The sequence below is a fragment of the Exiguobacterium sp. s192 genome, assembly GCF_018618795.1.
In the GTDB taxonomy this organism is placed as follows: domain Bacteria; phylum Bacillota; class Bacilli; order Exiguobacteriales; family Exiguobacteriaceae; genus Exiguobacterium_A; species Exiguobacterium_A undae.
This window is the reverse complement of sequence record NZ_JACSMS010000007.1, coordinates 50,086-72,112: the sequence shown is the minus strand read 5'-3', so window position 1 is coordinate 72,112 and position 22,027 is coordinate 50,086. Positions and strand designations below refer to the sequence as shown.

Below are 22,027 nucleotides of genomic sequence, written 5' to 3'. Positions count from 1 at the left end.
GTTATTCGCTTCTCTCTTTTTAGATTTTTTGAGAGGACACTTTTTGAAAAAACAAAAAGCGCCCTCATCTTCCAGAAGGAAGATGAGAACGCAACATAGTAAAAGGATGCGCCTCATTCTACCGTCGTGAAAGATAGCTCCCCACAAGTCATGGTTGACCTGTGACAGTATTAGACCTGTTTGATCTAATCCCAATCGATCATCTTCAAAGCGATGATTGATTTCGGCAATTCTTCCTTTTCAGTCACCTCATCTGCCGCTTGACGACATCCGTAACTGTACTCATAAGAACCGCAACCTCCATCCCACTGGTTGAGTGAGAACTAATTAAGTTAGTGATTAATTTCTTGATTACCTCGTCATGTTACACAAATCGTCTTTAAATTGTCAATTCTTTTTTTGAATTGACGGCTCTTCATGGTAAAATTCCGTAATTTTTAGTACACTAAACAATAGAAGTTAACCGAGAGAAAGGATGTTGCTTGAATGCCACAAGAACGTGATCAACTGACTTACCGATTAGAGGAACAAATGCGTGTCATTCTCCGGACATTACGTCGTGAACTGAACCGACTGTTTGAAGGAACCGCGACGCGAAGTGAATTTTTCATCTTACGCAGCTTGTCCGAAAATGGTCCCCAACGTCCGACTCTACTCGCAGAACAGTTTGAGCTTGCGACAAGTCAGGTAACGGCTTTAACCGATCGCCTGTATAAAGCAGGCTTCGTCACTCGGACCCGTTCAACAGATGACCGGAGATCGATTGTCCTTGCTTTGACGGATGAAGGAGAAACGGCGTTTCGTGAACTCGAAGTTGTCCGCCGGAAATACCTGCAGGAACGGTTCGGCACATTGACGGAAGAGGAACTGAATGTCATGGTTCGTGTCTTCGATAAGATTCTTTTGACGATGGATGAAGAAGCCGTTTCTTCCTAAAAATTGTGTGTAAAAAATATTCAACTTATTTTTCAGACAAAGTTCACTTGACTGTGTACTTTGTCTTTTTTGTCGACTTTTCCTGTTTCACTTCACATTTTTCCATTTCTTGCCGTTAGTAAAATGAGTATACTGGAAGTATGTTACGGAAATGCGTTTACGAGGAGCTGGGAGGATTTGTTGTCCATCATGAATAATTTCATCATCAATTTTTGTCTACTGTTCACAACGATCACTCTTTTGTTTCTACCCTTTCGAAACCAACCGAGGATCACCCCTAAAACAAATGTAAAAACGCGACTCATTCTGGGAGGAGTCGCCGGACTCATCGCCGTTCTCTTGATGTTCAATAGCATCCAAATTGATGTTGCACGAATTGATTTGCGGATTATCCCGGTCGCCATTGCGATGATGTTCGGTGGATTACCAAGCGCCATCGTAACCGGTCTGATGATTATCGGAACTCGTTTTGCGATTACACCGTTTGAACAAATGGAAGGGGTCATCGTTTCATCTATCGTTATCGGATTATTTATCGGAACGATTGGCATAATCAGACGCTACGTCCGTATGACATTTTGGAATTTTGAGTTGATGATCGGCGTCGGAATCTTGTATTCCTTACCCGCCATCTATCTGTTGACCCATAGTTGGTCGACATTCTTTAAAGTATCGGCAGCGTATATCTTCTTTAATCTGATTGCTGGTTTCGTAACCTATCAGTTATTGACGGAACTCCGTCGCCACTTTGAGAACATTCAGTACCAACAAAAACTCGCGATGACGGATGCCTTGACCGGTCTCGCCAACCGGCGTCGACTGGATGATTCCTTATCTCTTGTCGGTTCTGCGGAAGACGGTTATTCCCTCGTCTTGATCGATATCGACTTCTTTAAACACGTCAACGATACATATGGTCATGATGCCGGCGATGATGTCTTGCGTCAACTCGGTACGACCCTTGCTTCCCTCGCCCGTCCGGACGATTTAGTCGGTCGATACGGCGGTGAAGAGTTTTTAATCATCTTGCCGGACACGTCCGCTGCTGAAGCGAAAAAAATCTCCGAGCTCGCCCGGATGACGGTTGCCCGGAATCTGTTCCCGACGACGAGTGTCCCTGATCTGCAAATCACGATTTCACTCGGGATCGCACATTCAAGTGATTCGCATACGTCACTTGAAGCGTTGCAACAAGCAGATAAGGCGTTGTATCATTCTAAAAAATCAGGACGTAATCGCAGTACGATCTATACGAAAGCACTTGAACTCGAGCAGGCCTGACCCCAACTGGTGCTGATTCAAAAATTAATCTCTATAAGACAAGGGTGGCAGAGGATAATTCTGCCACCCTTGTCTCGTGCCCAACGACTGATTTGCTTCAGGCGACTTCTGTCTTCTATAAAAAAAGTGCAGGCAAAGACAAACAAAACCCGATTCTTAAACTGGATCTTGCGCACGATTCGGAAAACCGATACTCTCGACTGTTCCAAACACAATCATCCGACTGAGTTGGTCGGCCATGTAGGTTGCCGAGTAAGGACGGTCATTGCGTAACCAAGAAATCAATAACCCCAATTGTCCCCCGATCACGTAGTTTAACAACAGATCCTGATCCACCCGTCTCGTTTCACTGACGGTATGCGCTTTAAATACGAGGCGGTAGTTTTCCTTTAACGTGTCCAGGAAACGGGAAATAAAGGTCTTGATCGGTCCTTGCAACAACATCGTCCGGTAAAACTGTTCGTGTTGTTCGATGTGGATAAACAGCCGTTCAAAATAACGGCTGACCTTTTCAACGGAGGGAGACTCGGGTGGCACCACACCGTGAATCCGAATCGCGTCGACGAGTAACCGCATGTGATCCTCGACAATCTGATCCATCAAATCGTATTTATCCGTAAAGTGGGCGTAAAACGTTGAGCGATTTACGCTTGCCCCGTCCGCCAGCATTTTTACGGTGATTGCTGAAAACGGATGGTGTTCAAGTAAATGAAACAATTCTTTTGTAATACGGTCACGTGAACGTTTTGGTCGCGGATCCGATGCCGGATTCATCTGCTCTTCCCCCTTTTTTTTAATAGTGTATCCGTTCTCATCGACTTTTCCAACACTTTGTCGGAAATTGTCGGTTGTATGTTGGTTCCACGACCATATAATTAACTATATTAACTACTCCTCCCCCCAGAGGAGTCTTTTTTATGGCTGATGGGGACAGTGGAGTAGACGGAAGAAAGGATGCATCTCATATCATGAACATGAAAAAAGTATTGCTGATTAACATTTTGACGTTGGTCGTGTTGATTGGTGGCGGCGCGATCGGCTACTACTATTACGACCAAGCGACGAGCTACGTCAAAACAGAAAACGCGAAAATCGACGGAAAGATGATTACGATTGCCAGCCCGGGTGCCGGTAAGCTGACCGATTGGACCGCTAAAACGGGTCAAACACTGGACAGCGACGCGACGTTAGGTCACGTCATGATGGCGCAAGCCGGTCAAAAACCTGTCACCACATCAATCGTCATGCCAACTAAAGCAACAGTCGTTCAGTCGATGGCGACAGAAAACGGGGTTGTCGGTGCGGGGACACCACTGGCTTACGGTTTTAACTTAAATAACCTCTGGGTCACGGCTAACATCGAAGAAACGGACATTGACGAAGTCAAAGTCGGACAAACCGTTGATGTCTACGTCGACAGTTATCCGGATACGACGTTATCCGGCGAAGTCGAACAAATCGGGATGACGACGGCCGGAACGTTTTCAATGATGCCGTCTTCGAACGGCAATGCGAATTATACGAAAGTCGCTCAAGTCATTCCGGTGAAGGTTTCCCTTTCACAAGAAAAATCACTCGACATTCGACCTGGTATGAATGTGACCGTCCGCATTCATAAGGATTAAGGAGGGACTTGTATGTCTATGACCTTCCTGTTCGGATACATGGCGTTTATGGTTGTCGTCCTCATCGGTGTCAATCTGATCGCCCGGCGCTCCCGTCCGTCCCGTCTTGCCGGAGCAGCCGACGGATCGCTTGAAGTGGCTCTTGAAGAATCGGAGACGTTGCGTCCAGCGGTTCAAGAACGGACACCACTCGCGACAGCGGACATCAGCATTCCGAAAGTCTTGACTGTGCTGTTGATCGGGATGTTTATCGCCATCTTGAACCAGACGTTGATCAACGTCGCTTTACCGGTCTTGATCAACGATTTTAACGTCTCGACATCGACGGCACAATGGTTGACGACAGGCTTCATGCTCGTCAACGGTATCTTGATTCCAATCAGTGCGTTTTTAATGCGGAGTTATACGTTTCGTCAATTGTTCCTCGTTTCAATGACGCTGTTCTTTTTTGGTTCCGTCATCTGTTCGATGGCAATGAACTTCCCTGTCATGATGCTTGGACGTGTTATCCAGGCGGCCGGTGCCGGTATCTTGATGCCGCTTGGCTCCAACGTCTTCATGACCCTCTTTCCGCCGCACAAACGTGGTGCCGCCATGGGGATGCTTGGGATTGCAATGATTCTTGCCCCTGCGGTCGGTCCAACGGTGACAGGTTATGTCATTCAGAACTACGATTGGCACGTTCTGTTTTATGGCATGTCCTTCTTTGGACTAGTGACGCTTTTCCTTGGACTGGCATGGTTTAAGCTTGTTCAACCGTTGTCGAAACCAACATTTGATGCACTCGGTGTCATCTTCAGTACGATCGGCTTCGGGAGTTTGCTGTATGGATTCAGCGAGGCCGGAAATGACGGATGGGACAGTCCCGTCGTCATCAGTACGATTGTAATCGGCATCTTGGGCATTGCAGCCTTTGCGTTGCGTGAACTCTCCATGGATGATCCGATGTTGAATATCCGTGTGCTCAAAGTCCCTGAGTTTTCGTTTACCTTATTTATCAATGTCATCGTCACGATGGCCTTATTTGGCGGAATGTTATTGCTTCCGATTTACTTGCAGAGCATTCGGGGTTTCTCACCCGTCGATTCCGGTCTGTTGTTGTTACCCGGATCACTGATCATGGGAATTACCGGTCCGATTGCCGGTCGTCTGTTTGACCGCTTCGGCATCCGCCCTCTGGCGATTTTCGGGCTGACCTTGATGACGTACGGGACCTGGGAACTGACTCAACTCGATATGGATACGTCATATCATTCCATCATGGGCATCTATATGCTCCGGTCGTTCGGAATGGCTTTCATCATGATGCCGATCATGACGGCCGGGATGAACGCCTTGCCGATGAAGATGATTCCGCACGGAAATGCGACGCAAAATACGTTGCGTCAAGTGGCCGGTTCAATCGGAACGGCAATCCTCGTCACGGTGATGACACGCCAGACAACAGCCCACCTTGCAGACGATGCCAACCAGTTCACGACACTTGATCCTGCGCTTTCGCAACATATAGGGAATCTTGGTCAACAATTAGGAAGCTCGCAAGCGGCTTCGCTCAGCTGGTTCTCCCAGTTGACGAAACAAGCGACGATCACCGGCATCACAGATGCCTTTTGGGTCGCCACCGTCTTGTCTGCCCTTGCCTTAGTCTTGTCCTTCTTCCTGCACGGGAAAAAAGAACCGAATCTTGATTAATGTTTGACTGCTCCCGTTGACGGCACATCGTCAACGGGTTTTTGAATCGTTCGCCTTTGCACTTCTTTTATAAAATCGCTACACTAAGGTCATTGAGTTCCATATCCAAAAGGAGTTGCTTTATGGTTGCCTTTCTACAGTTCTATGCGTTCATTTTTGCTTGTTGTTTTGCGTGGCAAGTCGGACGCCCTTCGTCTTGGTCCCAAAAAGTCACCCGTGCCTTTTTAACGAGTATCAACAGCTTGTTCATCTTTTTCCGGGCTTCGGTATCGATCTTCCTATTGATTGGACCGCTTCTGCTCGTCTCTTATGTCCTGTTCCCGAACTTGATTCAATTCGCAGGTCCCTTGTCAATCATCATCAGTGTTCTTGTCATCGGTCTCCTTGATCGGCTCGTCAGTTTAGTCGTCCTGCCGATTGCACGGTCGTTCTTCCTGAAAAAAAATCGGATGATGCCGCAGTTACTGGAAGCGGCGCTTTACACCCTTTCGATGGCATTGTTGCTTTACCTCAATTTGACGGTTGTTCCTGGTGTTCAGCTTAGCAGTGCGGTGGCTCTGTTCTTTGGGTTTACGATTTATTTTGCCCACTATCTGTTCGCCTTGTTCCGAATTCGTCAGCTGAAGAAAAAATTATCGTCTTGATCTAAAAAAGCGCTGAATCGATTCAGCGCTTTTTTAATTAACCATTGACATTGATAATCGTTATCAATTATATTCTAAGAGTACTTACGTCAGGAGATGATCACGATGAACGCACGACAACTGATTTTGGAACGTCGCTCGGTTCGTGCCTATACGGATCAGCCCATTCCAAACGAAATGATTGAAGAAATTTTAGAAGCTGCCATCTACGCCCCGACGCATAAATTACGTGAGCCGTGGCGGTTCGTCCTGGCAAATGAGGATGGACAAGCACGTTACGTCGATCAGCTGATGAATTTGCTCGCTGCACGTGGTCAACTCGACCAGAAAACAGACGAGCAACGACAACTGATGCGTCAGAAATTTGCAGACGTCCCCGTTTATCTGACTGTTTTATATGAGGTACAGGGAACGGAAGATCAGCAGATGGAAGATTTACTCGCAACGGCAGCGATGATCCAAAACATTCAACTGCTGGCGACTGAACTTGGTTTAGGTTGCTGTTGGAAAAGCGGCAAACATTGGTTTACCGATGGATACGCCGAATTGATCGGAGCAACGGAAACGGAGCGTGTCGCAGGTGTCATTCAACTCGGCTGGCCTGCCTTGATCCCGCCGCTGAAAAAACGGACAGCTGCCCGTGACAAGTTAACGCACTTCTAACCCGGTGCGCATTTTGCGAGCTACCCCTGCTCGCGCCAATCAAGCCCCATTAAAATCGAAGAGTCTACTTTTTCATTCCCTCCCCAAACGGAATCGTAAAAAGTAGGCTCTTTTTGTTGTCAGAAAGCGTGCGAGACGGCGTAGGTCGATTTACACTTGTTCCTTTAGAAGTCTTTGTCTATCCGCGATTTTTTCAAACTAAAAAGCAGGCAGGCGAATATTGAGATCCACCTGCCTGCTTTATGAAAAACCGATTTTAAAATCAGCTTGTTCAGAACTTGTTGAAAGATCGATTTTGTTAGACGGTCTTCATTTCTTCCTGATAAGCCGCATCCGGAAGCGCACCGGTCAGGATATGATCGACGATACGTTTCGTCGCCTGTCCATCTTGATACGTAAAGAATCGGGCCGCGAAGTCTTCGATTTGTTCCGCTTCATATTGATTGGTTTTGATCCACGTGATGACATCATCAAACGATGACACGATGGGTCCGGGAACAAAGGATTCATACGGGAAGTAAAAATCACGTTCTTCCTTGTACGCATTCAAATCGTTGACCAAAAAGATGATCGGTTTTTTCAGCAAGGCAAATTCAAAAATGACGGAAGAATAATCGGTCACCAAAATATCTGCCATCTGCATCAAGTCGTTAATATCCGGATAATCCGTCATATCGATGATTTGATCAGCAAATTCTGCCGGAACGACAGGACGATTCAAGACAAACGGATGCATCCGTAACAGGAGAATATGATCAGGTCCCAGTTGGTCCCGGAATTGCTGGAAATTCAGTTCTTGATCATAATGAGCGGTCGTCTGTCCGTTACCGCGGAACGTCGGTGCCAGCAAAATGAGTTTTTTTGCGCGCCATTCCGGATATTGTGCATACAGCTTGCTCTCAACCTGAAGTTGCCGTTTTTGATTCAACAGCTGATCCGTCCGCGGAACACCGAGTGGATGAATCCGGCCCGAATCCATTCCAAAGGCTTCAGCAAACGGTGCGATACACGCTTCGCCGGACACGTAGACCTTTGCGTAGTTGCGGTGAATCGCCACCATCTTCAAGTAATCATCGTCCGGTGAATACGACTTATCGAGCACACTGTAGCCGAATTTCTTGAAGGCGCCACATGCATGCCATAATTGAACGACTTCGGTTCCTGGACGCAACCGCGAGACGTAGACCGGATAATAATAGTCATCAATGATGAAATAACGTGCTGTCGCCAGCTCATAAGTCGCCCGCATCATATGAAAAACATATTTGATCTGACCGAATACATTTTGCGGGAACCGTTTTAATAAAAAGACATACTGAAAACCGAGTTCCCGGCTTTCCAGTTCGTCATAGACGGCGCGGAAGTTATCGACGAGCTTATCGGAACGATACGTCGCGAAAACCACTTTTTTGTGTTGGAGTGGAAAAAATTTCGACACCCAATACGTTAACAAAAGCAGATAATGAACCGTCCGTCGTTGAATCAAACGTAATTTCTGTTTCATAAAGCGATCCCTTCTCTTTCCGGTCTCATCCTCACATACACCATTCCATGACAGTTTTCCCGAAACGGTTCGTCAAATCACTCTCAAACGCTTGATGGATATCTTCGATTTGTCGAATTTGGAAAACACCCGAGACCAAATTCGAGAGGTATGCCGGAATATCCGGATACAGTTGATACAGTTCCATCGTCCGGGCAAAATCAGCCGGTGTACTGCGGCTTGATCCATACACACGCAATCCTTTTTCAAGAATCATTCGTGTGTTGACCGCAACGGGTTCTTCCGAGACACCAAGCAAGGCCATCGTGCCTTCCGGGATGATGTAGTCGATCATCTGATTGATCGCATATTGACTTCCGATGCCCCCGACACATTCAAATCCATGATTAAAGGACACGCTTTCCGGAATTTGATCGATATGGTACGTCTCGTCCGCAAACGAGAAATAATCCAATTTCGATTGGGTTTTTCCGAACACAAGTAATTTTGCTTCCGGATACAACTTCCGCAACATCAAAGCGGTAATGAATCCGAGATTCCCGTCGCCCCAGACGCCGAATGTTTCCCGGCGGCTGTGTGCAATCTGGTCGAAACGCGTCATCGCATGCACAGAGACGCTGACAAGTTCTGTGAATGCCGCGACTTCAGGATCCAAGTCAGCCGGAACGACGACGAGTCGATCCGGTTTAATGAAGACATAATCCTGCATATACCCGTCGTATCCGCTCGAACGGAAACGGCTGGTCCGCAAATAATTTTCACCGATGATCGCATCCGTTTCCGATGGCGTGTTCGGTACCATCGCCACTAACGTACCGATCGGGAATGTTCCCGACGGATCATGGACTACTTTCCCGATCCCTTCATGAATCATCGCCATCGGCAGCTTTTTCGCCAACACTTCCGCACTGCGGCTTCCTGTGAAGTATCGCTGATCGGCGTGGCAAATGGACAAGTAAGTCGGACGGACGACAACCCGGTCTGAATTGAGTGACCGTTCGTCATACGTCACCTCGATTTGGCGTGGCGCCACGAGTTGATAGACTTGGTTAATCATTGGTGAATCCGCTCCTTCAGAATTGCATTGGCGATCCGCAAGTCATACGGGGTTGTGACTTTGATGTTAAACAGTTCACCCGTCACGAGCGCAACATCTTCGCCTTTTAGCAACAAAATTTTACAAGCATCCGTTAAGATGGCACGTTCTTCTGTTGACAACGATTCGTAATGATTTTTGAGTTTCGTGATTTGGAAACTTTGTGGTGTCTGTCCTTGGTACATTTGATCGCGAACCGGAATCTCGGAGATGGTTTTTCCGTCCGTTGAAGCAACGATCGTATCGATGGCCGAGATGACGGTATCGCAAGCCCCGTATTCCAAAGCAGTCGATATATTTTCTTTGATGATACGGTGTGTCAAGAAAGGACGGACCGCATCATGCGTGACGATGATGTCTTCATCCGACAATCCATTTTTATCTTCAATCCAATTGATGGCAGCCATGATGGATTCGTTTCGATCGTTCCCGCCTGCCGTAATGACGATGCGTTGGTCTTTGCCGATATACTTCTCTAAGATATCGCGGGTATAGTTGATCCACGCTGTCGGGGTCACAATGATGATCTGATCAAAATCTTCATGTAGTAAAAATTTTTCGACGGTATGGACGAGAATCGGACGTTCTCCAATCGAGAGGAATTGTTTCGGACGATCCACGTTCCCCATTCTTGTGCCTTTTCCACCTGCTAAAATTGCTGCATAAATCATCTTGTAACGCAGAGGACTCATCCCTAAACGACGGCGCTGTCATGAGTTCCCCTGCTTCCCTCCCTTGTCAAAAAGAATTTTTTGTTTCCACTTGCCAGCGATGTGGGTATGTCTTCAAATATGGTCTTTTTTTTCAACGATTTTGTTCACCAAACCAAAAAAAATAGACAAAGTTCTATTTTTTTTGGTTCATCACGATATAATGATGGGTGATTTCTAATATCACTATACTATGTTCATGTTGATTTTAAAAATCTGTCATTATTGTGTAAATGCATTGTAACCATTTAAGCGAGGAGAGATTGTTTTGACAGAAGAAACACAGATGCCGATTTTACAGGCACAGGTTGATTATCTAGAGCTAGCCGGAACGAAATTCCGCTTTGAAGCACGTCTTTTTGGATTAACTGATTTTCTTCAAGCCGAGCAGTTACTTTTTGAAAATCCAGCGACTCCCGAACTGACAGAAGACACACAGCCGGAGGATGGATACATCCAGTCCGAAGCCGCAGAGGAGCCGATTCCGCTCGAGCGGGCTGTCATTTTCCGCAACAAACGAAACAAACGGACGTTTATCCTCCGTTTCCCGTTTGAAGGAGATTGGACAGAAGAAACATTCCGTGGCGAACTTGACCTCAATCACATTACTCCGACCGGTCGTCCGTTGCCAATGGGTTATTTTGATGCCTTTTTTGCCATCGTCCAAGGCAAATCGATCTTACATGAAGCACCATTTGGTGATACACGCGCCTTGATTCCGGTCATCTACCGCGTGGACACAAAACATAGCAACGCTCTGCTCAAACTCGAGTATGAACTGGTCGTCCAGTACTCGGAATACAGTAATACGTTAGGTTTCCATTCCCTTAAGCAAGGGGAGACGAAACGTTTTGTCCGATTGATTGAAAAATACAACAAGTCGAAAAAAAATTGGCGGAAACGGGCTTTTAAATTCCGTCGGTTTACCTTCAAGACGATTTACAATGTGACGAAATGGACGCAACCAATCCAAGACAATAAAGTTATTTTTGCTTCTGATTCAAGAAGTGATGTCAGCGGGAACTTCGCCTACATCTTGAACGAGATCGAACGACGTGACTTGAACCTCGATGTCAAAACGTTTTTCAAACCGAACCTTCAATCGAGACGTGATTGGCGTGATAAATTTACGTTGCCGTATCATCTCGCGACGGCGAAGACGATCTTAGTGGATGATTTTTATCCGATGATCTATCCGCTTAATATCCGCAAAGGCAGTGATCTGGTCCAAGTCTGGCATGCCGTCGGCGCCTTTAAGACATTCGGCTACAGCCGTCTCGGAAAACCGGGTGGTCCAAGTGCCAACTCACTCAGTCACCGGAACTACACGAAAGCCATCGTCAGCTCGCATCATGTCGCCCGTCATTACGCTGAAGGGTTTGGGCTGCGGGAAGACCAAGTCATCGCAACCGGTATTCCGCGAACGGACATGTTCTTTGATCAAGATTACATCGCAGCTGCCAAGGAGCGGATTTATGAAGAATATCCGATCTTTAAAACAAAAAAAGTCATTATGTTTGCACCGACATTCCGTGGAAACGGCGCAAAGAGCGCACACTACGATTTCAGCCAACTGGACTTGGATGCGCTTTATGAAGCCTTCCACGAGGACTATGTCTTCGTCTTGAAGATGCACCCGTTCGTCCGTCGCCGCCTCGAGATTCCGGAAGTCTACGCCGACTTTTTCCTTGATTTGACCGATCACCGGGAAATCAACGAGTTGCTGTTCGTTTCTGATATTCTGATCACGGACTATTCGTCCACTTGTTTTGAATTCTCACTGCTCGACCGCCCGATGTTGTTCTTCGCGTACGACTTGGAAGACTACATCTCAAAACGCGACTTCTATTATGATTTCGAAGAATTTGTTCCAGGCCCAATCGTTCGAACATCCGAAGAATTGATTGAACGGATTAAAAACGAAGACTTCGAGATGCAAAACGTCAAAGCATTTGCCGAATACTTCTTTGAACATCAGGACGGGAAGTCAAGCGAGCGCTTCGTCGACCAAATCATTCTTGGAGAAAACAAATGAATCCAACACCAAAACCAGTGACCGCTTCTTATGATCATTGGCTCGGGAACTATAAAGTCTTACTGATTTTCATGGTCGTTTTTGGTCATCTGATCGAGACGTTCCGTAATCTGGATGGAAATGATTCCGTTCAAGTCGTCTACAACATCATCTATCTGTTGCATATGCCGGCTTTCATCTTCATGAGCGGTTACTTCTTTAAAGAAGTACGGCCGAAACGGATCATTTCGTTTGTTGTCCTCTATCTCATCTGGCAATCGATTCATGAAGTGTATCTCGCTTATGTCAATGATAAGGGGTTCGACGGTCTCATTGACGGATTGCTTCATCCGCTCGTCCCGAGCTGGACGCTGTGGTATCTGCTCGGAATCATCATCTGGCAAATCGTGACGCCCGGTTTCCTGGCATTACGTTATCCGTTGTTGATCAGTGTGGCGTTCGCCTTACTCATCAATGCCAATCCGGGGTCGATCACGAACTTCCTGTCACTCCAAAAAGTCGTCAGTTTTTACCCGTTTTTCTTGATGGGTTACCTTGTCAAAAAACAGGGATGGCTTGCAACGGGTCCGATCCGGGAGCGCTTGACGTCACCGATCGGTCGATTGACCGGATTGATTGTGTCCGTTTCGATTGCCGTCGCGATGGCCGTGTGGACGAAAAACGGCTTTGATACCGTCTGGCTGTTTTACCGCGATACGTACGGTGAGTTTGACGTGCCGCTTGTAAAAGGGGCATTGATCCAACTCTTTTTGTACGCGGTCAGTACCGTGATGATCTTTTCCGTCCTGATGCTCGTGCCACATCGGTCATTCGGGGAACGATTTGATCAGATCGGAATTCAGACCTTGGCGATTTACTTGTTACACTCGTTCATCGTCCGCCTGTTCCGGGATTCTGTTCCGCCATGGATCGTCGAGTCGCCCCTGCTGTTAATCGGCTTATCTTTCTTACTCGCCCTGTTCTTCGTCTGGATTTTATCGAGTCGTCCGGTTGTTCGACTGTTTCGACCGTTATTATCACCAAACGTCAACTGGCTGTTCAAGAAAACATCGTAAACTTTTCTTCCCAAAAAGCACCTGATGCCAGGACCAGATCTCGCTTCTTGAGATTTGGTTCTTTTTTGAGGGGGCGATAAAATTGACAGGATCTTTGCCTTGAAACTAAGATAGTAGAGGTTGCCACAATAAACGCTTACACAAGCGTGCAGAAAGAAGGGATCCCCTTGCAAGCGGATCAACGTAAAAAATTAACGGTCCTGATGATCAACATGTTCATCGCCGTCGGGAGCTTCGGGATCATCATTCCGATTCTGCCCGCTTACCTAGCCTCAATCGGTCAAGGCGGTACCGCCGCCGGTTTAATGATCGCCATCTTTGCCGGAGCACAGCTCGTCATGTCACCGGTTGCCGGAAAATGGGCTGACCAGTACGGTCGCCGCAAGATGATCATTTACGGTTTGATTGGATTGACCTTATCGATGTTCGTCTTTTATTTTTCAAATTCCGTCACCATCCTCTACATCTCACGGGCGATCGGCGGTGTTGGTGCAGCACTGTTGATTCCGGCGATCTTTGCTTACGTCGCGGATATCACGACGATGGATCAGCGGGCAAAAGGAAACAGTTACGTGTCTGCTGCCATGTCGCTCGGAATCGTCATCGGTCCCGGGATCGGCGGCTTCCTCGCCGAGTTTGATCTGAAGCTGCCGTTACTTGTTTCGGCACTCGTCTCGCTTCTGGCCGTCTTATTCAGTGTCATCCTTCTTCAAGAAAGTGACGTTCATGACGCGACGGCGATGGCACCCGACGAAGGGTCGATGTGGAGCAAGCTCGGCGCGTCGTTCCATAAACCGTACTTCGTCCCGCTCGTCATCACACTGGTCATGAGTTTTGGTTTGATGGCATATGAGTCCGTTCTTGGTCTGTTCGTCGACAATCAATTTGGCGCCTCTCCAAAAGACATCGCCATCATGGTGACGTCGACCGGAATCATCAGTGTCATCGCTCAGATTTTCGTCGTCGATAAACTGTCCCGCAGTCTCGGCGAAGGCAAAGTCTTAAACATCTTCCTGTTGATCGCGACGCTTGGCTTCTTGTTGTCACTCCTGACAGCAAGTTACGGCGGCTTCTTCGCCGTCACACTCGTCATCTTCCTTGCGACGTCGATCCTGCGTCCTGTTTTGAACACGATGATTTCAAAACTCGCCGGAAACGAACAAGGATTTGCGATGGGGATGAACAACGCCTACATGAGCATCGGAAACGTCCTCGGTCCGACACTGGCCGGACTGTTATATGATGTCAACATTCTTTATCCGTTCATGCTCGGACTTGTCTTCCTGGCTGTGACTTTGATTGGTTCTGTCATCTGGCAACGCCGCCAATCCCGGCTGATCAAAAAAATCGAACAAACGTCTTAATACCAGACAAAAAGCAACTTGCTTCCAGTAGCACATACGGAAGCAAGTTGCTTTTTTATTTATCGGTTGTTGTTAAATCCCCCGTGCCAAAATCAGCATCAAAGGCGCGACACCAGATGACGACACGACTGTATTTCGTCAAATCGACGTCTTTCGGGAGGACGTAGTTTTGGTCTCCCTGATTCCCTTTTAGCGCCCCGAGCCGGATCCCGTCTGCTGTCTCCTTACCTGGCTCGACCAAATAAACAAACAAGTCCGGTCCGTTCGTCGTTTGAAAATCTTCGAACCGCAGATACAACGCATCGTCTGCCGGTACTGTTTTAATGTTTCCGGACGTTTGATAATTTTTTTCACCGTCCACGAACGTTCCGGTGAAGTCAGCCGGTGCTTCTTCGGGAGCCGGTGTTGTAGGTTCCGACTGGTCCGTCTCGGATGCTGGTGTCTCATCTTCCTGTTTTACCGTCGAAGAACTCGGCGGCAACTCTTCGTCCACGGCTTGATTCAAGAACAATGGCGACACGAGCCACCAACTCAACGCCAATACACAGACAACCACGATCGCCAATATGATTTTTGATCCGTTTCGCACCGTCTCCACTCCTCCGCCTGAAGAACTTCCGACTGTTCGTTTAGCCGTATTGTTTTTGATGGGCTTTTTTTAACGCTAAATATTCTTCATCGGCCCGAATCAAATCCCATTTTTCTTGAAAAATCTCAGCTGACTTCGCTTTTTCCGGATCAATTTTCCGCTCGTTTAATTCACCGGTCGCTTTGTTTTTATATTTCCGTCCGCCTTTGTAATTCGTATAACGGCGCGCGCGTGTATGTCCCATCTGAATGAACTTCCGCGCCATGTCCATTCCGACGAAGTCTCCGGCCGCTTTATAATCGAGATACATCTGATAGATTTTTTCAGAAGATTCCTTCGCAATCTCCGGCGTCTTGAATCGCCAGTGCGGCAAAATTTCTCCTTTATAGGGTTCAACGAGCAGGACACCCTGCTCGCCCCGTCCGACCCGATACTTTTCCGGTTCTTTCCGAAAATCTGTCGTCTCAAAATCCAAATCATAATCAAATGCCATGCACATCGCTCCCTTTCCCTAAAGGATTCCCGGGAACGGCCGGCTTTAATCGTGTGGGTACAGTCCGGTCGTATAAACAGCCGTCAAGGTTTTCGCAATCTCGTCAATCGTCGCTGTCGTCTCTTCCCGGATGACTTCGAACAGATACATTTCGTTCGCAAAAAACCACCCGCGGGCAACGAGTGTCGGATTGAGGTCCGAACGGGCGAGTCCTGTCGCTTGCGCATAACGGATGTCGCGGCTGATTCGCTCAATAAAGCGTTCGCGGATCTGTTTCCATTTGGTCCGGATGGCATACGATACGCCGATTGCCTGTTCGACGATCCGGAGCAGCTCGCGTTCTTGTTCGGCAAGCTGTAAAAAAGCAGTCGCCTGCTGTTCGATTTGCTCCCGTGCTTCCTCGGCGGTTCGGGGCTCAAACGGCTGTTCTGCGACCTGATGGAACTGATCCATTACGGTTTCGATCAAAACGATCAGCAGTTCATCCTTCCCTTCAAAGTGAACGTAAGCCGTTCCATACCCCACTCCGGCCCGCTTAATGATTTGTGAAATCGTCGTCGTTTGAAAGTCGTTTTCGAGAAAAACTTCCCGGGCTGCCACCAACAGTTTTTCCCGCGTCCGGATTGTCCGAAGATGCCGTTTATCGATTTTCATGTCGTCTGAGTTCATGATCTTCCCCACCTCTCCTGCTTCTCTATCCGATAATATTGACACAATGTCAATTTGTTTGCTACGCTTTTGTCAAAATTGATTACTGATTCATTTTGAGGAGGAATGGACATGGCATTGACCGCTAAGCGTGAAGAAGCAATCGAACGAGACGAACAGGATCGACTGGCCCCTTACCGGAACGAATTTTATCTGCAGGAGGGCTCGATTTACATGGACGGCAATTCACTTGGATTATTATCCAAACGTGCGGAAGCGACGTTGCTGGAATCGCTCGCCGATTGGCGGGAACTTGGGATTGACGGCTGGATGAAAGGACGCCATCCATGGTTTGAACTGTCGGAAAAACTGGCTGCCTTAAACGCACCGCTCGTCGGTGGAAGCGCGGATGAAGTCATGGTGACCGGTTCGACGACGGTCAATCTGCATCAACTCGTGGCAACGTTTTTTGCCCCGTCCGGACAACGGACAAAGATTTTAGCCGACAGCTTAACATTCCCGTCTGATATTTATGCGCTCCAAAGCCAGTTGCGGTTGCGCGGACTCGATCCGGCAGAACATCTCGTCCAAGTCGAGAGTCGTGACGGACGGTTTCTCGACGAAGCGGATATCATTGCCGCGATGACGGAGGAGATTGCGTTGATCGTCTTACCGACCGTCCTGTACCGGAGTGGTCAGATTTTAGATATGGAACGTCTGACACGGGAAGCGCATGCCCGCGGTATCTTGATCGGCTTTGACGGCTGTCATTCCGTCGGTGCGATTCCGCATGCCTTTCATGACTGGGGCGTCGACTTTGCCTACTGGTGCAACTACAAACACTTAAACGGCGGTCCGGGAACGGTCGGCGGACTGTTTGTCCATGAACGGCATTTCGGCACGTTGCCGGGTCTGACCGGCTGGTTCGGCTCCCGTAAAGATAAACAGTTTGATATGGATCATACGATGACTCCCGCCGAAAACGCCGGTGCCTTCCAGATCGGAACGCCGCACGTCTTGAGCCTTGCCCCGCAAATCGGTGCACTCGAGCTGTTTGCAGAAGTCGGGATTGAAGCGGTCCGGACAAAGTCACTCGCACTGACGGACTACATGATGACGCTCGTCGATCAGGAATTGACGCCGTATGGCTTTGTGATCGGGAATCCGCGTGACGACAAACGGCGTGGTGCTCACTTGAGTCTCGAACATCCGGAAGCGGCACGGATCTGTAAAGCATTGAAGGCACATCACGTCATTCCTGATTTCCGGGCACCGAATATTGTCCGCCTGGCCCCTGTTGCCTTGTATAATAAGTTTGAAGATGTCTATGAGGTCGTCTCAATTTTGAAAACGATCATGGATGAAAAACAATATGAACAATTCAAGAACGAACGCGAAGTCGTCGCGTAAGGAGGAATTATGAAAGAACACCCTACTGAACTACGGCGTGACTTAAAAACACGCCAACTGACGATGATTGCGATGGGTTGTGCGATTGGAACAGGACTCTTTCTCGGAAGCGGTCTCGCCATCAGTCTCGCCGGACCAAGCGTCCTCGTCAGTTATGCGATCGGCGCCTTCATCGTCCTGCTGTTGATGGGTTGCCTCGCAGAAATGACTGTCGCCCATCCGACCTCCGGCTCATTCGGAACGATTGCTGAACAATACATCAGTCCGTATGCCGGATTTCTTGTCCGCTACTCCTACTGGGTGGCAAACGTCCTGGCGATCGGCGTTGAAGTCAGTGCGATCGCCATCTATATGAAATACTGGTTCCCGGATGTTCCCGGGTACGTCTGGATTTTAGTCTTTGCGGTAGCCTTGATTTATATCAACGCCACGACCGTCAATACGTTTGCGACGTTTGAATACTGGTTCTCCGTCATTAAGATCAGTGCGATTTTAATGTTCATGATTCTCGGCGCCTATCTGGTCTTCGGCAGCAACTCACCGGACATCGGACCACAAAACTTCACGAACGACGGCGGATTCCTGCCGTTTGGTTTTTCCGGTCTCTGGATTGCCGTCTTCATCTCGTTGTTTAGTTTTCTCGGAACGGAACTGATTGCCGTCACGGCCGGCGAAGCGAAAGATCCGGACGTCGCGGTGCCGAAAGCGCTGAAGGCCACCGTCTTCCGCTTATCGACGTTTTATGTCATCACGATTGCCTTGATGCTGATGATCGTGCCGTGGCAACAGGCGGGCGGCGTTGATCAAAGCCCGTTCGTCAAAGTGATGGAGATGTTATCGATTCCCGGAGCTGCCGGCATCATGAACTTCATCATCCTGACGGCTGCCTTGTCCGCGATGAACAGTCAGTTGTATGCGTCGACACGCATGATGTACTCGTTGTCGAAAGCAACGTACGCACCGCGGATTTTCAGCCGCTTGAATACGAAAGGTGTTCCCTTGTTTGCGCTTGCCGTCTCGACGCTGGGGATTTTCCTCGCCGCTGTCATCAGCAGCCAGTCGAGTGTGTCTTATCCGTTCATGATGGGGATTTCGATGTTCGGAGCAATCTTCACCTGGTTCATGATTTTCATCTCCCACCTCTATTTCCGGAAAGCCTGGGAACGGGATGGTGGGCGGAAACTGCCGGTCCGCATGATGGGCTATCCGTACTTGACGGCACTCGGGGCCATCCTGCTGTTTGCCCTCGTCATCACGACCTGGTTCACGGATTTCCAAATCGTCTTGAAATTCGGAGTTCCATGGTTACTGTTCTTGACGATTGCCTATGTTTTTTGGAAACGCAACAATCCGCCGCAAGCGGATCAAACGGACCGTTCACAATCACTTTGATGTAAAGGGGATCGATTGGAATGAAACAGACCGATGCGACACAAATTGAAGAAACGATTCAAACCGACTTCAAAAAAGATATGTCTTACGGGGATTATTTACAGCTCGACTCACTTTTGATGAGCCAGCAACGCTTATCGGACCACCATGATGAGATGCTGTTCATCGTCATCCATCAGACAAGCGAGCTGTGGATGAAGTTGATTTTGCATGAGATGACGGCCGCCACTAAAGCGATTGCCGACGATCAGCTCGAGCGGTCGTTTAAGATGCTCGCCCGAATCTCGAAAATTCAACAACAACTGATTCAATCATGGAGTGTCCTGTCGACGCTGACACCGGCTGAGTATCTGGAGTTCCGTGATTCGCTCGGACATTCGTCGGGATTCCAGTCGTACCAAAACCGGCAAATCGAATTTGCCCTCGGCTTTAAGAATGCACAGATGCTTCGGGTCTATGAGCATGAAACGGCGCTGTTCGCTCAATTGACGGCAGACTTGAAGACACCAAGCATCTATGACGAGACCGTGCGGGCGATGAAACGACGCGGCTTGCCGATTGATGAGGCGATCCTCAACCGGGATGTCACGCAAGACTGGGAAGCCGACGCGAGTGTTGAAGCGGCCTGGGCCATCGTCTATCAAGACGTCGAACAGTACTGGGATTTATATGAACTTGGTGAAAAGTTACTCGATATCGGCAGTCAGCAACAAATGTGGCGCTTTAACCACATGAGCACCGTCGAACGGATCATCGGTCAAAAACCGGGCACAGGCGGTTCATCCGGTGTCAGTTACCTGCGCCGGGTGCTCGACCACCGGTTCTTCCCGGAACTCTGGTCGGTCCGGACAAAACTTTGAGGAGGAATGTGAAATGAACCGTTGGATTGATGTCTCACAACCGTTAACCTCGTCGATTACGACATGGCCGGGCGATACGAAGTTCAATTACACGATCAATTGGAGTAAAGCCGACACCGGTTCCGTCAACGTCGGTCAAGTCACGATGAGTCTGCATACCGGCACCCACATCGACGCACCGTTTCACTTTGACGATTCCGGTCAAAAAGTGATCGATCTTGATCCGGACCTCTATATCGGCCATGCCCGCGTCATCTATCTGCCCGGTCGAACAGAGATTATCGCAAGTGACCTTGATGCGTTTGATTTAACCGATGTCCGCCGACTGATCATCAAAACGGACGGCTGGGTCGATAAGTCGATTTTCCCGGAAACGATTCCGGTCCTGACACCGAGTCTTGCCGAACGTCTCGGAGCACTCGGCATCGAATTGATTGGACTTGATTTGCCGTCTGTTGACGCGATCGACAGTAAAGAGATGAGTGCCCACCATGCCCTCGCAGCACACGGTGTCCACATCCTGGAGGGGCTCGTGCTCGATGCGATCACACCGGGTGACTATCATCTAAACGCCGTTCCGCTTCCGCTCGTCGACGGTGACGGCAGTCCTGTCCGTGCGTTGATGCGACCGTATTAAAAAAACCGACAGAATTCTCTTCCAAGAGTTTTCTGTCGGTTTTTTCAGTTTTCCTTAACCGATACGGGGAATAAAACTTCTTCCGTCCGTTGCATGATCTGTCCGAGTACTTGAAGGGACGGACCGACCTCAAAATCGAGATCAAGGGAATGATTGGCCCCCCTTATTTTTTCTAGTACGAGGTTCGAGCTGCGACAACGTTCAAATGCTTCCGGACTGTACTGATGATCCTGATCCCCGATGACCAGTAACCCGGGCTGCCGGCTGTTCGCAATCGCTTCGACGATTGCCGGATCTTTTAACAAGGGTGTCAGCAAAACGACACAGGCTTCCGGAAACAATCCACGGTTCATCATCGAAACAAGCGGTACCGTACCAAGCGATTTGGCAATGAAGTGAATCGTTTTATATGTACGTGGCCGTAACACCTCATCGATGACTGCTTCAATCCGCCGACTCATCTCCGCATCTCCCTGCTCGTCCGGTAAACTGAACAGGTCGTCCGAGACATACTGAATCTCGATCACGTTGACTCCCCGCTTTAGTAACATCATCCGACTGAAGTAAAAGTACGGATGGTCATAGGCATAGCCTGCGCCGGACAACATAAAACAGACCTCGTTCGAATCGGAATAATAATGATTATAGGCAATCGCTTGATCCCCCACTTGTGTCTGACAGCGGCGAATTTCCATTGGTGGTCCCCCTTTAAATTTTTCCTTACTTTACCATCAGATACTTAAATCGTCCATTAAAATTCCATTTCCCTATCGTCCGAGCTTTTGTCCTTGCCTCATCAGCCAATCGAGTACACTAAAACTACTACATCTTTTCCAGGAGGTTCTCATGCCGATTCGCTATTTTTCACGCCTCTCAATTGGTTTACTGTTGCTTGCAGCCGGTTGCTTTTGTTTTGGTTATGTCATGACACCCTATCCGAATCAGTCGTCCGGTAATGGCAATCCCGCTCTCCTGTTGATTCCGCTTCTCCCGGTACTGGCTATATTTACTACGATTACGATGGCACGTCTGTTCCTGCACCTTGCGTTTCGCCCGATTTGGCTGATGTTTATGACACTGCTAAGCGGACTGTACCTCATCGGCGGTTCGTTGTATCAAATCATCCGGTACCAGGCTTATCAAGAAGAGCTGATTCGGATCGTCGTAGAGAACACGGACGATTTTGAGTATGCCGAGTCCCTCACCGGCGCATTTAGTATCTTCATGAATGCTCAAGTGTTTAATCTCAATACTTTTTTCTTGTATGTTTGTCTGATTGTCATCTTAAGCAGCCTGACTGTTGGATCAAAGCGTCTGTTATCGAAACTCCGTTTTTAAATAACCAGCTATGATTCCACAAAAAAAGCCATATCCCACGCTGACAAAGCGAAGG

22 protein-coding genes and 1 riboswitch are annotated in these 22,027 nt (G+C 48.3%); of the genes, 14 read left to right on the top strand and 8 right to left on the bottom strand.

The window, feature by feature from the left end:
- Nucleotides 1-126: 126 nt before the first annotated feature.
- Nucleotides 127-311, bottom strand: a riboswitch (Lysine riboswitch).
- A 175-nt stretch (nt 312-486) separates the two neighbouring features.
- Complete coding sequence (locus KNP87_RS12170; protein ID WP_026829546.1) at nt 487-936, top strand: MarR family winged helix-turn-helix transcriptional regulator; 450 nt, start codon at nt 487-489, stop codon at nt 934-936.
- A 123-nt stretch (nt 937-1,059) separates the two neighbouring features.
- Nucleotides 1,060-2,217: a GGDEF domain-containing protein gene (locus tag KNP87_RS12165; protein ID WP_285801246.1), complete on the top strand. Its 1,158-nt coding sequence runs from the start codon at nt 1,060-1,062 to the stop codon at nt 2,215-2,217.
- Nucleotides 2,218-2,373: 156 nt separating this feature from the next.
- Here KNP87_RS12165 and KNP87_RS12160 read toward each other — a convergent pair whose 3' ends face one another.
- Entirely contained in the window at nt 2,374-2,991 is a 618-nt protein-coding gene (locus tag KNP87_RS12160; protein WP_214721840.1) for a TetR/AcrR family transcriptional regulator, read from the bottom strand.
- Nucleotides 2,992-3,185: 194 nt separating this feature from the next.
- On the opposite strand from KNP87_RS12160, the gene KNP87_RS12155 reads away from it, so the two are divergent.
- The 4 genes from KNP87_RS12155 (at nt 3,186) to KNP87_RS12140 (ending at nt 6,841) form a co-directional block, all read left to right on the top strand.
- A complete protein-coding gene (locus KNP87_RS12155; RefSeq protein WP_214721880.1) occupies nt 3,186-3,842 on the top strand; it encodes an HlyD family secretion protein in 657 nt (218 codons plus the stop codon).
- 12 nt (nt 3,843-3,854) lie between these two features.
- Entirely contained in the window at nt 3,855-5,534 is a 1,680-nt protein-coding gene (locus tag KNP87_RS12150) for a DHA2 family efflux MFS transporter permease subunit (protein ID WP_214721839.1), read from the top strand.
- Nucleotides 5,535-5,656: 122 nt separating this feature from the next.
- Entirely contained in the window at nt 5,657-6,178 is a 522-nt protein-coding gene (locus KNP87_RS12145) for a hypothetical protein (protein ID WP_214721838.1), read from the top strand.
- Between the two features lie 105 nt (nt 6,179-6,283).
- Nucleotides 6,284-6,841, top strand: coding sequence for a nitroreductase family protein (locus KNP87_RS12140; RefSeq protein WP_214721837.1), 558 nt, complete (start codon nt 6,284-6,286; stop codon nt 6,839-6,841).
- Nucleotides 6,842-7,139: 298 nt separating this feature from the next.
- Here the strand turns inward: KNP87_RS12140 and KNP87_RS12135 are convergent, their stop codons facing one another.
- From KNP87_RS12135 to KNP87_RS12125, 3 genes are read right to left on the bottom strand one after another with little or no spacing between them, the layout of a single operon-like run.
- A complete protein-coding gene (locus KNP87_RS12135; RefSeq protein WP_214721836.1) occupies nt 7,140-8,345 on the bottom strand; it encodes a CDP-glycerol glycerophosphotransferase family protein in 1,206 nt (401 codons plus the stop codon).
- A 31-nt stretch (nt 8,346-8,376) separates the two neighbouring features.
- A complete protein-coding gene (locus tag KNP87_RS12130) occupies nt 8,377-9,402 on the bottom strand; it encodes a ribitol-5-phosphate dehydrogenase (protein ID WP_214721835.1) in 1,026 nt (341 codons plus the stop codon).
- On the bottom strand, nt 9,399-10,112 hold the full coding sequence (locus tag KNP87_RS12125; protein ID WP_214721834.1) for an IspD/TarI family cytidylyltransferase: 714 nt from the start codon (nt 10,110-10,112) through the stop codon (nt 9,399-9,401). Before KNP87_RS12125 ends, KNP87_RS12130 begins: the two co-directional genes overlap by 4 nt.
- A gap of 307 nt (nt 10,113-10,419) precedes the next feature.
- Here KNP87_RS12125 and KNP87_RS12120 point away from each other — a divergent pair, with 307 nt between their 5' ends.
- From KNP87_RS12120 to KNP87_RS12110, 3 genes are all read left to right on the top strand, one after another.
- A complete protein-coding gene (locus tag KNP87_RS12120) occupies nt 10,420-12,186 on the top strand; it encodes a CDP-glycerol glycerophosphotransferase family protein (RefSeq protein WP_233550710.1) in 1,767 nt (588 codons plus the stop codon).
- On the top strand, nt 12,183-13,241 hold the full coding sequence (locus tag KNP87_RS12115; RefSeq protein WP_214721833.1) for an acyltransferase family protein: 1,059 nt from the start codon (nt 12,183-12,185) through the stop codon (nt 13,239-13,241). Before KNP87_RS12120 ends, KNP87_RS12115 begins: the two co-directional genes overlap by 4 nt.
- 167 nt (nt 13,242-13,408) lie before the next feature.
- A complete protein-coding gene (locus tag KNP87_RS12110) occupies nt 13,409-14,605 on the top strand; it encodes an MFS transporter (RefSeq protein WP_026834231.1) in 1,197 nt (398 codons plus the stop codon).
- 55 nt (nt 14,606-14,660) lie between these two features.
- Here the strand turns inward: KNP87_RS12110 and KNP87_RS12105 are convergent, their stop codons facing one another.
- Genes KNP87_RS12105 through KNP87_RS12095 form a run of 3 tightly spaced genes read right to left on the bottom strand, consistent with a single transcriptional unit; the run spans nt 14,661 to nt 16,356 of the window.
- Nucleotides 14,661-15,194: a DM13 domain-containing protein gene (locus KNP87_RS12105; protein ID WP_353049371.1), complete on the bottom strand. Its 534-nt coding sequence runs from the start codon at nt 15,192-15,194 to the stop codon at nt 14,661-14,663.
- Between the two features lie 40 nt (nt 15,195-15,234).
- Nucleotides 15,235-15,687: a DUF4385 domain-containing protein gene (locus tag KNP87_RS12100; RefSeq protein ID WP_026834233.1), complete on the bottom strand. Its 453-nt coding sequence runs from the start codon at nt 15,685-15,687 to the stop codon at nt 15,235-15,237.
- 45 nt (nt 15,688-15,732) lie between these two features.
- Nucleotides 15,733-16,356, bottom strand: a complete 624-nt coding sequence (locus KNP87_RS12095) for a TetR/AcrR family transcriptional regulator (RefSeq protein WP_026834234.1) — start codon at nt 16,354-16,356, stop codon at nt 15,733-15,735.
- Between the two features lie 111 nt (nt 16,357-16,467).
- On the opposite strand from KNP87_RS12095, the gene kynU reads away from it, so the two are divergent.
- The 4 genes from kynU to kynB are packed head-to-tail and all read left to right on the top strand — an operon-like array spanning nt 16,468 to nt 20,634.
- Nucleotides 16,468-17,745 (top strand): kynureninase, encoded by a 1,278-nt coding sequence (gene kynU / locus KNP87_RS12090; RefSeq protein WP_214721831.1) that lies wholly within the window; start codon nt 16,468-16,470, stop codon nt 17,743-17,745.
- A 9-nt stretch (nt 17,746-17,754) separates the two neighbouring features.
- Nucleotides 17,755-19,137 carry an amino acid permease gene (locus tag KNP87_RS12085; RefSeq protein WP_026834236.1) on the top strand — a complete coding sequence of 461 codons (1,383 nt, stop codon included), beginning with the start codon at nt 17,755-17,757 and terminating at the stop codon, nt 19,135-19,137.
- 20 nt (nt 19,138-19,157) lie between these two features.
- Entirely contained in the window at nt 19,158-19,997 is an 840-nt protein-coding gene (kynA, locus tag KNP87_RS12080) for a tryptophan 2,3-dioxygenase (protein WP_214721830.1), read from the top strand.
- Between the two features lie 13 nt (nt 19,998-20,010).
- A complete protein-coding gene (gene kynB / locus KNP87_RS12075; RefSeq protein WP_028107197.1) occupies nt 20,011-20,634 on the top strand; it encodes an arylformamidase in 624 nt (207 codons plus the stop codon).
- Between the two features lie 44 nt (nt 20,635-20,678).
- Here kynB and KNP87_RS12070 read toward each other — a convergent pair whose 3' ends face one another.
- Entirely contained in the window at nt 20,679-21,329 is a 651-nt protein-coding gene (locus tag KNP87_RS12070) for a cyclase (RefSeq protein WP_214721829.1), read from the bottom strand.
- 151 nt (nt 21,330-21,480) lie between these two features.
- Here KNP87_RS12070 and KNP87_RS12065 point away from each other — a divergent pair, with 151 nt between their 5' ends.
- Complete coding sequence (locus tag KNP87_RS12065) at nt 21,481-21,972, top strand: hypothetical protein (RefSeq protein ID WP_214721828.1); 492 nt, start codon at nt 21,481-21,483, stop codon at nt 21,970-21,972.
- Nucleotides 21,973-22,027 lie beyond the last annotated feature (55 nt).

Excerpts from the sequence above, each read along its gene's own strand:
- kynB (WP_028107197.1), top strand. The coding sequence starts at position 20,011 with ATGAACCGTTGGATTGATGTCTCACAACCGTTAACCTCGTCGATTACG.
- KNP87_RS12130 (WP_214721835.1), bottom strand. The coding sequence starts at position 9,402 with ATGATTAACCAAGTCTATCAACTCGTGGCGCCACGCCAAATCGAGGTG.
- KNP87_RS12095 (WP_026834234.1), bottom strand. The coding sequence starts at position 16,356 with ATGAACTCAGACGACATGAAAATCGATAAACGGCATCTTCGGACAATC.
- KNP87_RS12065 (WP_214721828.1), top strand. The coding sequence starts at position 21,481 with ATGCCGATTCGCTATTTTTCACGCCTCTCAATTGGTTTACTGTTGCTT.
- KNP87_RS12100 (WP_026834233.1), bottom strand. The coding sequence starts at position 15,687 with ATGGCATTTGATTATGATTTGGATTTTGAGACGACAGATTTTCGGAAA.
- KNP87_RS12115 (WP_214721833.1), top strand. The coding sequence starts at position 12,183 with ATGAATCCAACACCAAAACCAGTGACCGCTTCTTATGATCATTGGCTC.
- KNP87_RS12135 (WP_214721836.1), bottom strand. The coding sequence starts at position 8,345 with ATGAAACAGAAATTACGTTTGATTCAACGACGGACGGTTCATTATCTG.
- KNP87_RS12165 (WP_285801246.1), top strand. The coding sequence starts at position 1,060 with ATGAGTATACTGGAAGTATGTTACGGAAATGCGTTTACGAGGAGCTGG.
- kynU (WP_214721831.1), top strand. The coding sequence starts at position 16,468 with ATGGCATTGACCGCTAAGCGTGAAGAAGCAATCGAACGAGACGAACAG.
- kynA (WP_214721830.1), top strand. The coding sequence starts at position 19,158 with ATGAAACAGACCGATGCGACACAAATTGAAGAAACGATTCAAACCGAC.
- KNP87_RS12170 (WP_026829546.1), top strand. The coding sequence starts at position 487 with ATGCCACAAGAACGTGATCAACTGACTTACCGATTAGAGGAACAAATG.
- KNP87_RS12150 (WP_214721839.1), top strand. The coding sequence starts at position 3,855 with ATGTCTATGACCTTCCTGTTCGGATACATGGCGTTTATGGTTGTCGTC.
- KNP87_RS12155 (WP_214721880.1), top strand. The coding sequence starts at position 3,186 with ATGAACATGAAAAAAGTATTGCTGATTAACATTTTGACGTTGGTCGTG.
- KNP87_RS12085 (WP_026834236.1), top strand. The coding sequence starts at position 17,755 with ATGAAAGAACACCCTACTGAACTACGGCGTGACTTAAAAACACGCCAA.
- KNP87_RS12160 (WP_214721840.1), bottom strand. The coding sequence starts at position 2,991 with ATGAATCCGGCATCGGATCCGCGACCAAAACGTTCACGTGACCGTATT.
- KNP87_RS12125 (WP_214721834.1), bottom strand. The coding sequence starts at position 10,112 with ATGATTTATGCAGCAATTTTAGCAGGTGGAAAAGGCACAAGAATGGGG.
- KNP87_RS12140 (WP_214721837.1), top strand. The coding sequence starts at position 6,284 with ATGAACGCACGACAACTGATTTTGGAACGTCGCTCGGTTCGTGCCTAT.
- KNP87_RS12145 (WP_214721838.1), top strand. The coding sequence starts at position 5,657 with ATGGTTGCCTTTCTACAGTTCTATGCGTTCATTTTTGCTTGTTGTTTT.
- KNP87_RS12070 (WP_214721829.1), bottom strand. The coding sequence starts at position 21,329 with ATGGAAATTCGCCGCTGTCAGACACAAGTGGGGGATCAAGCGATTGCC.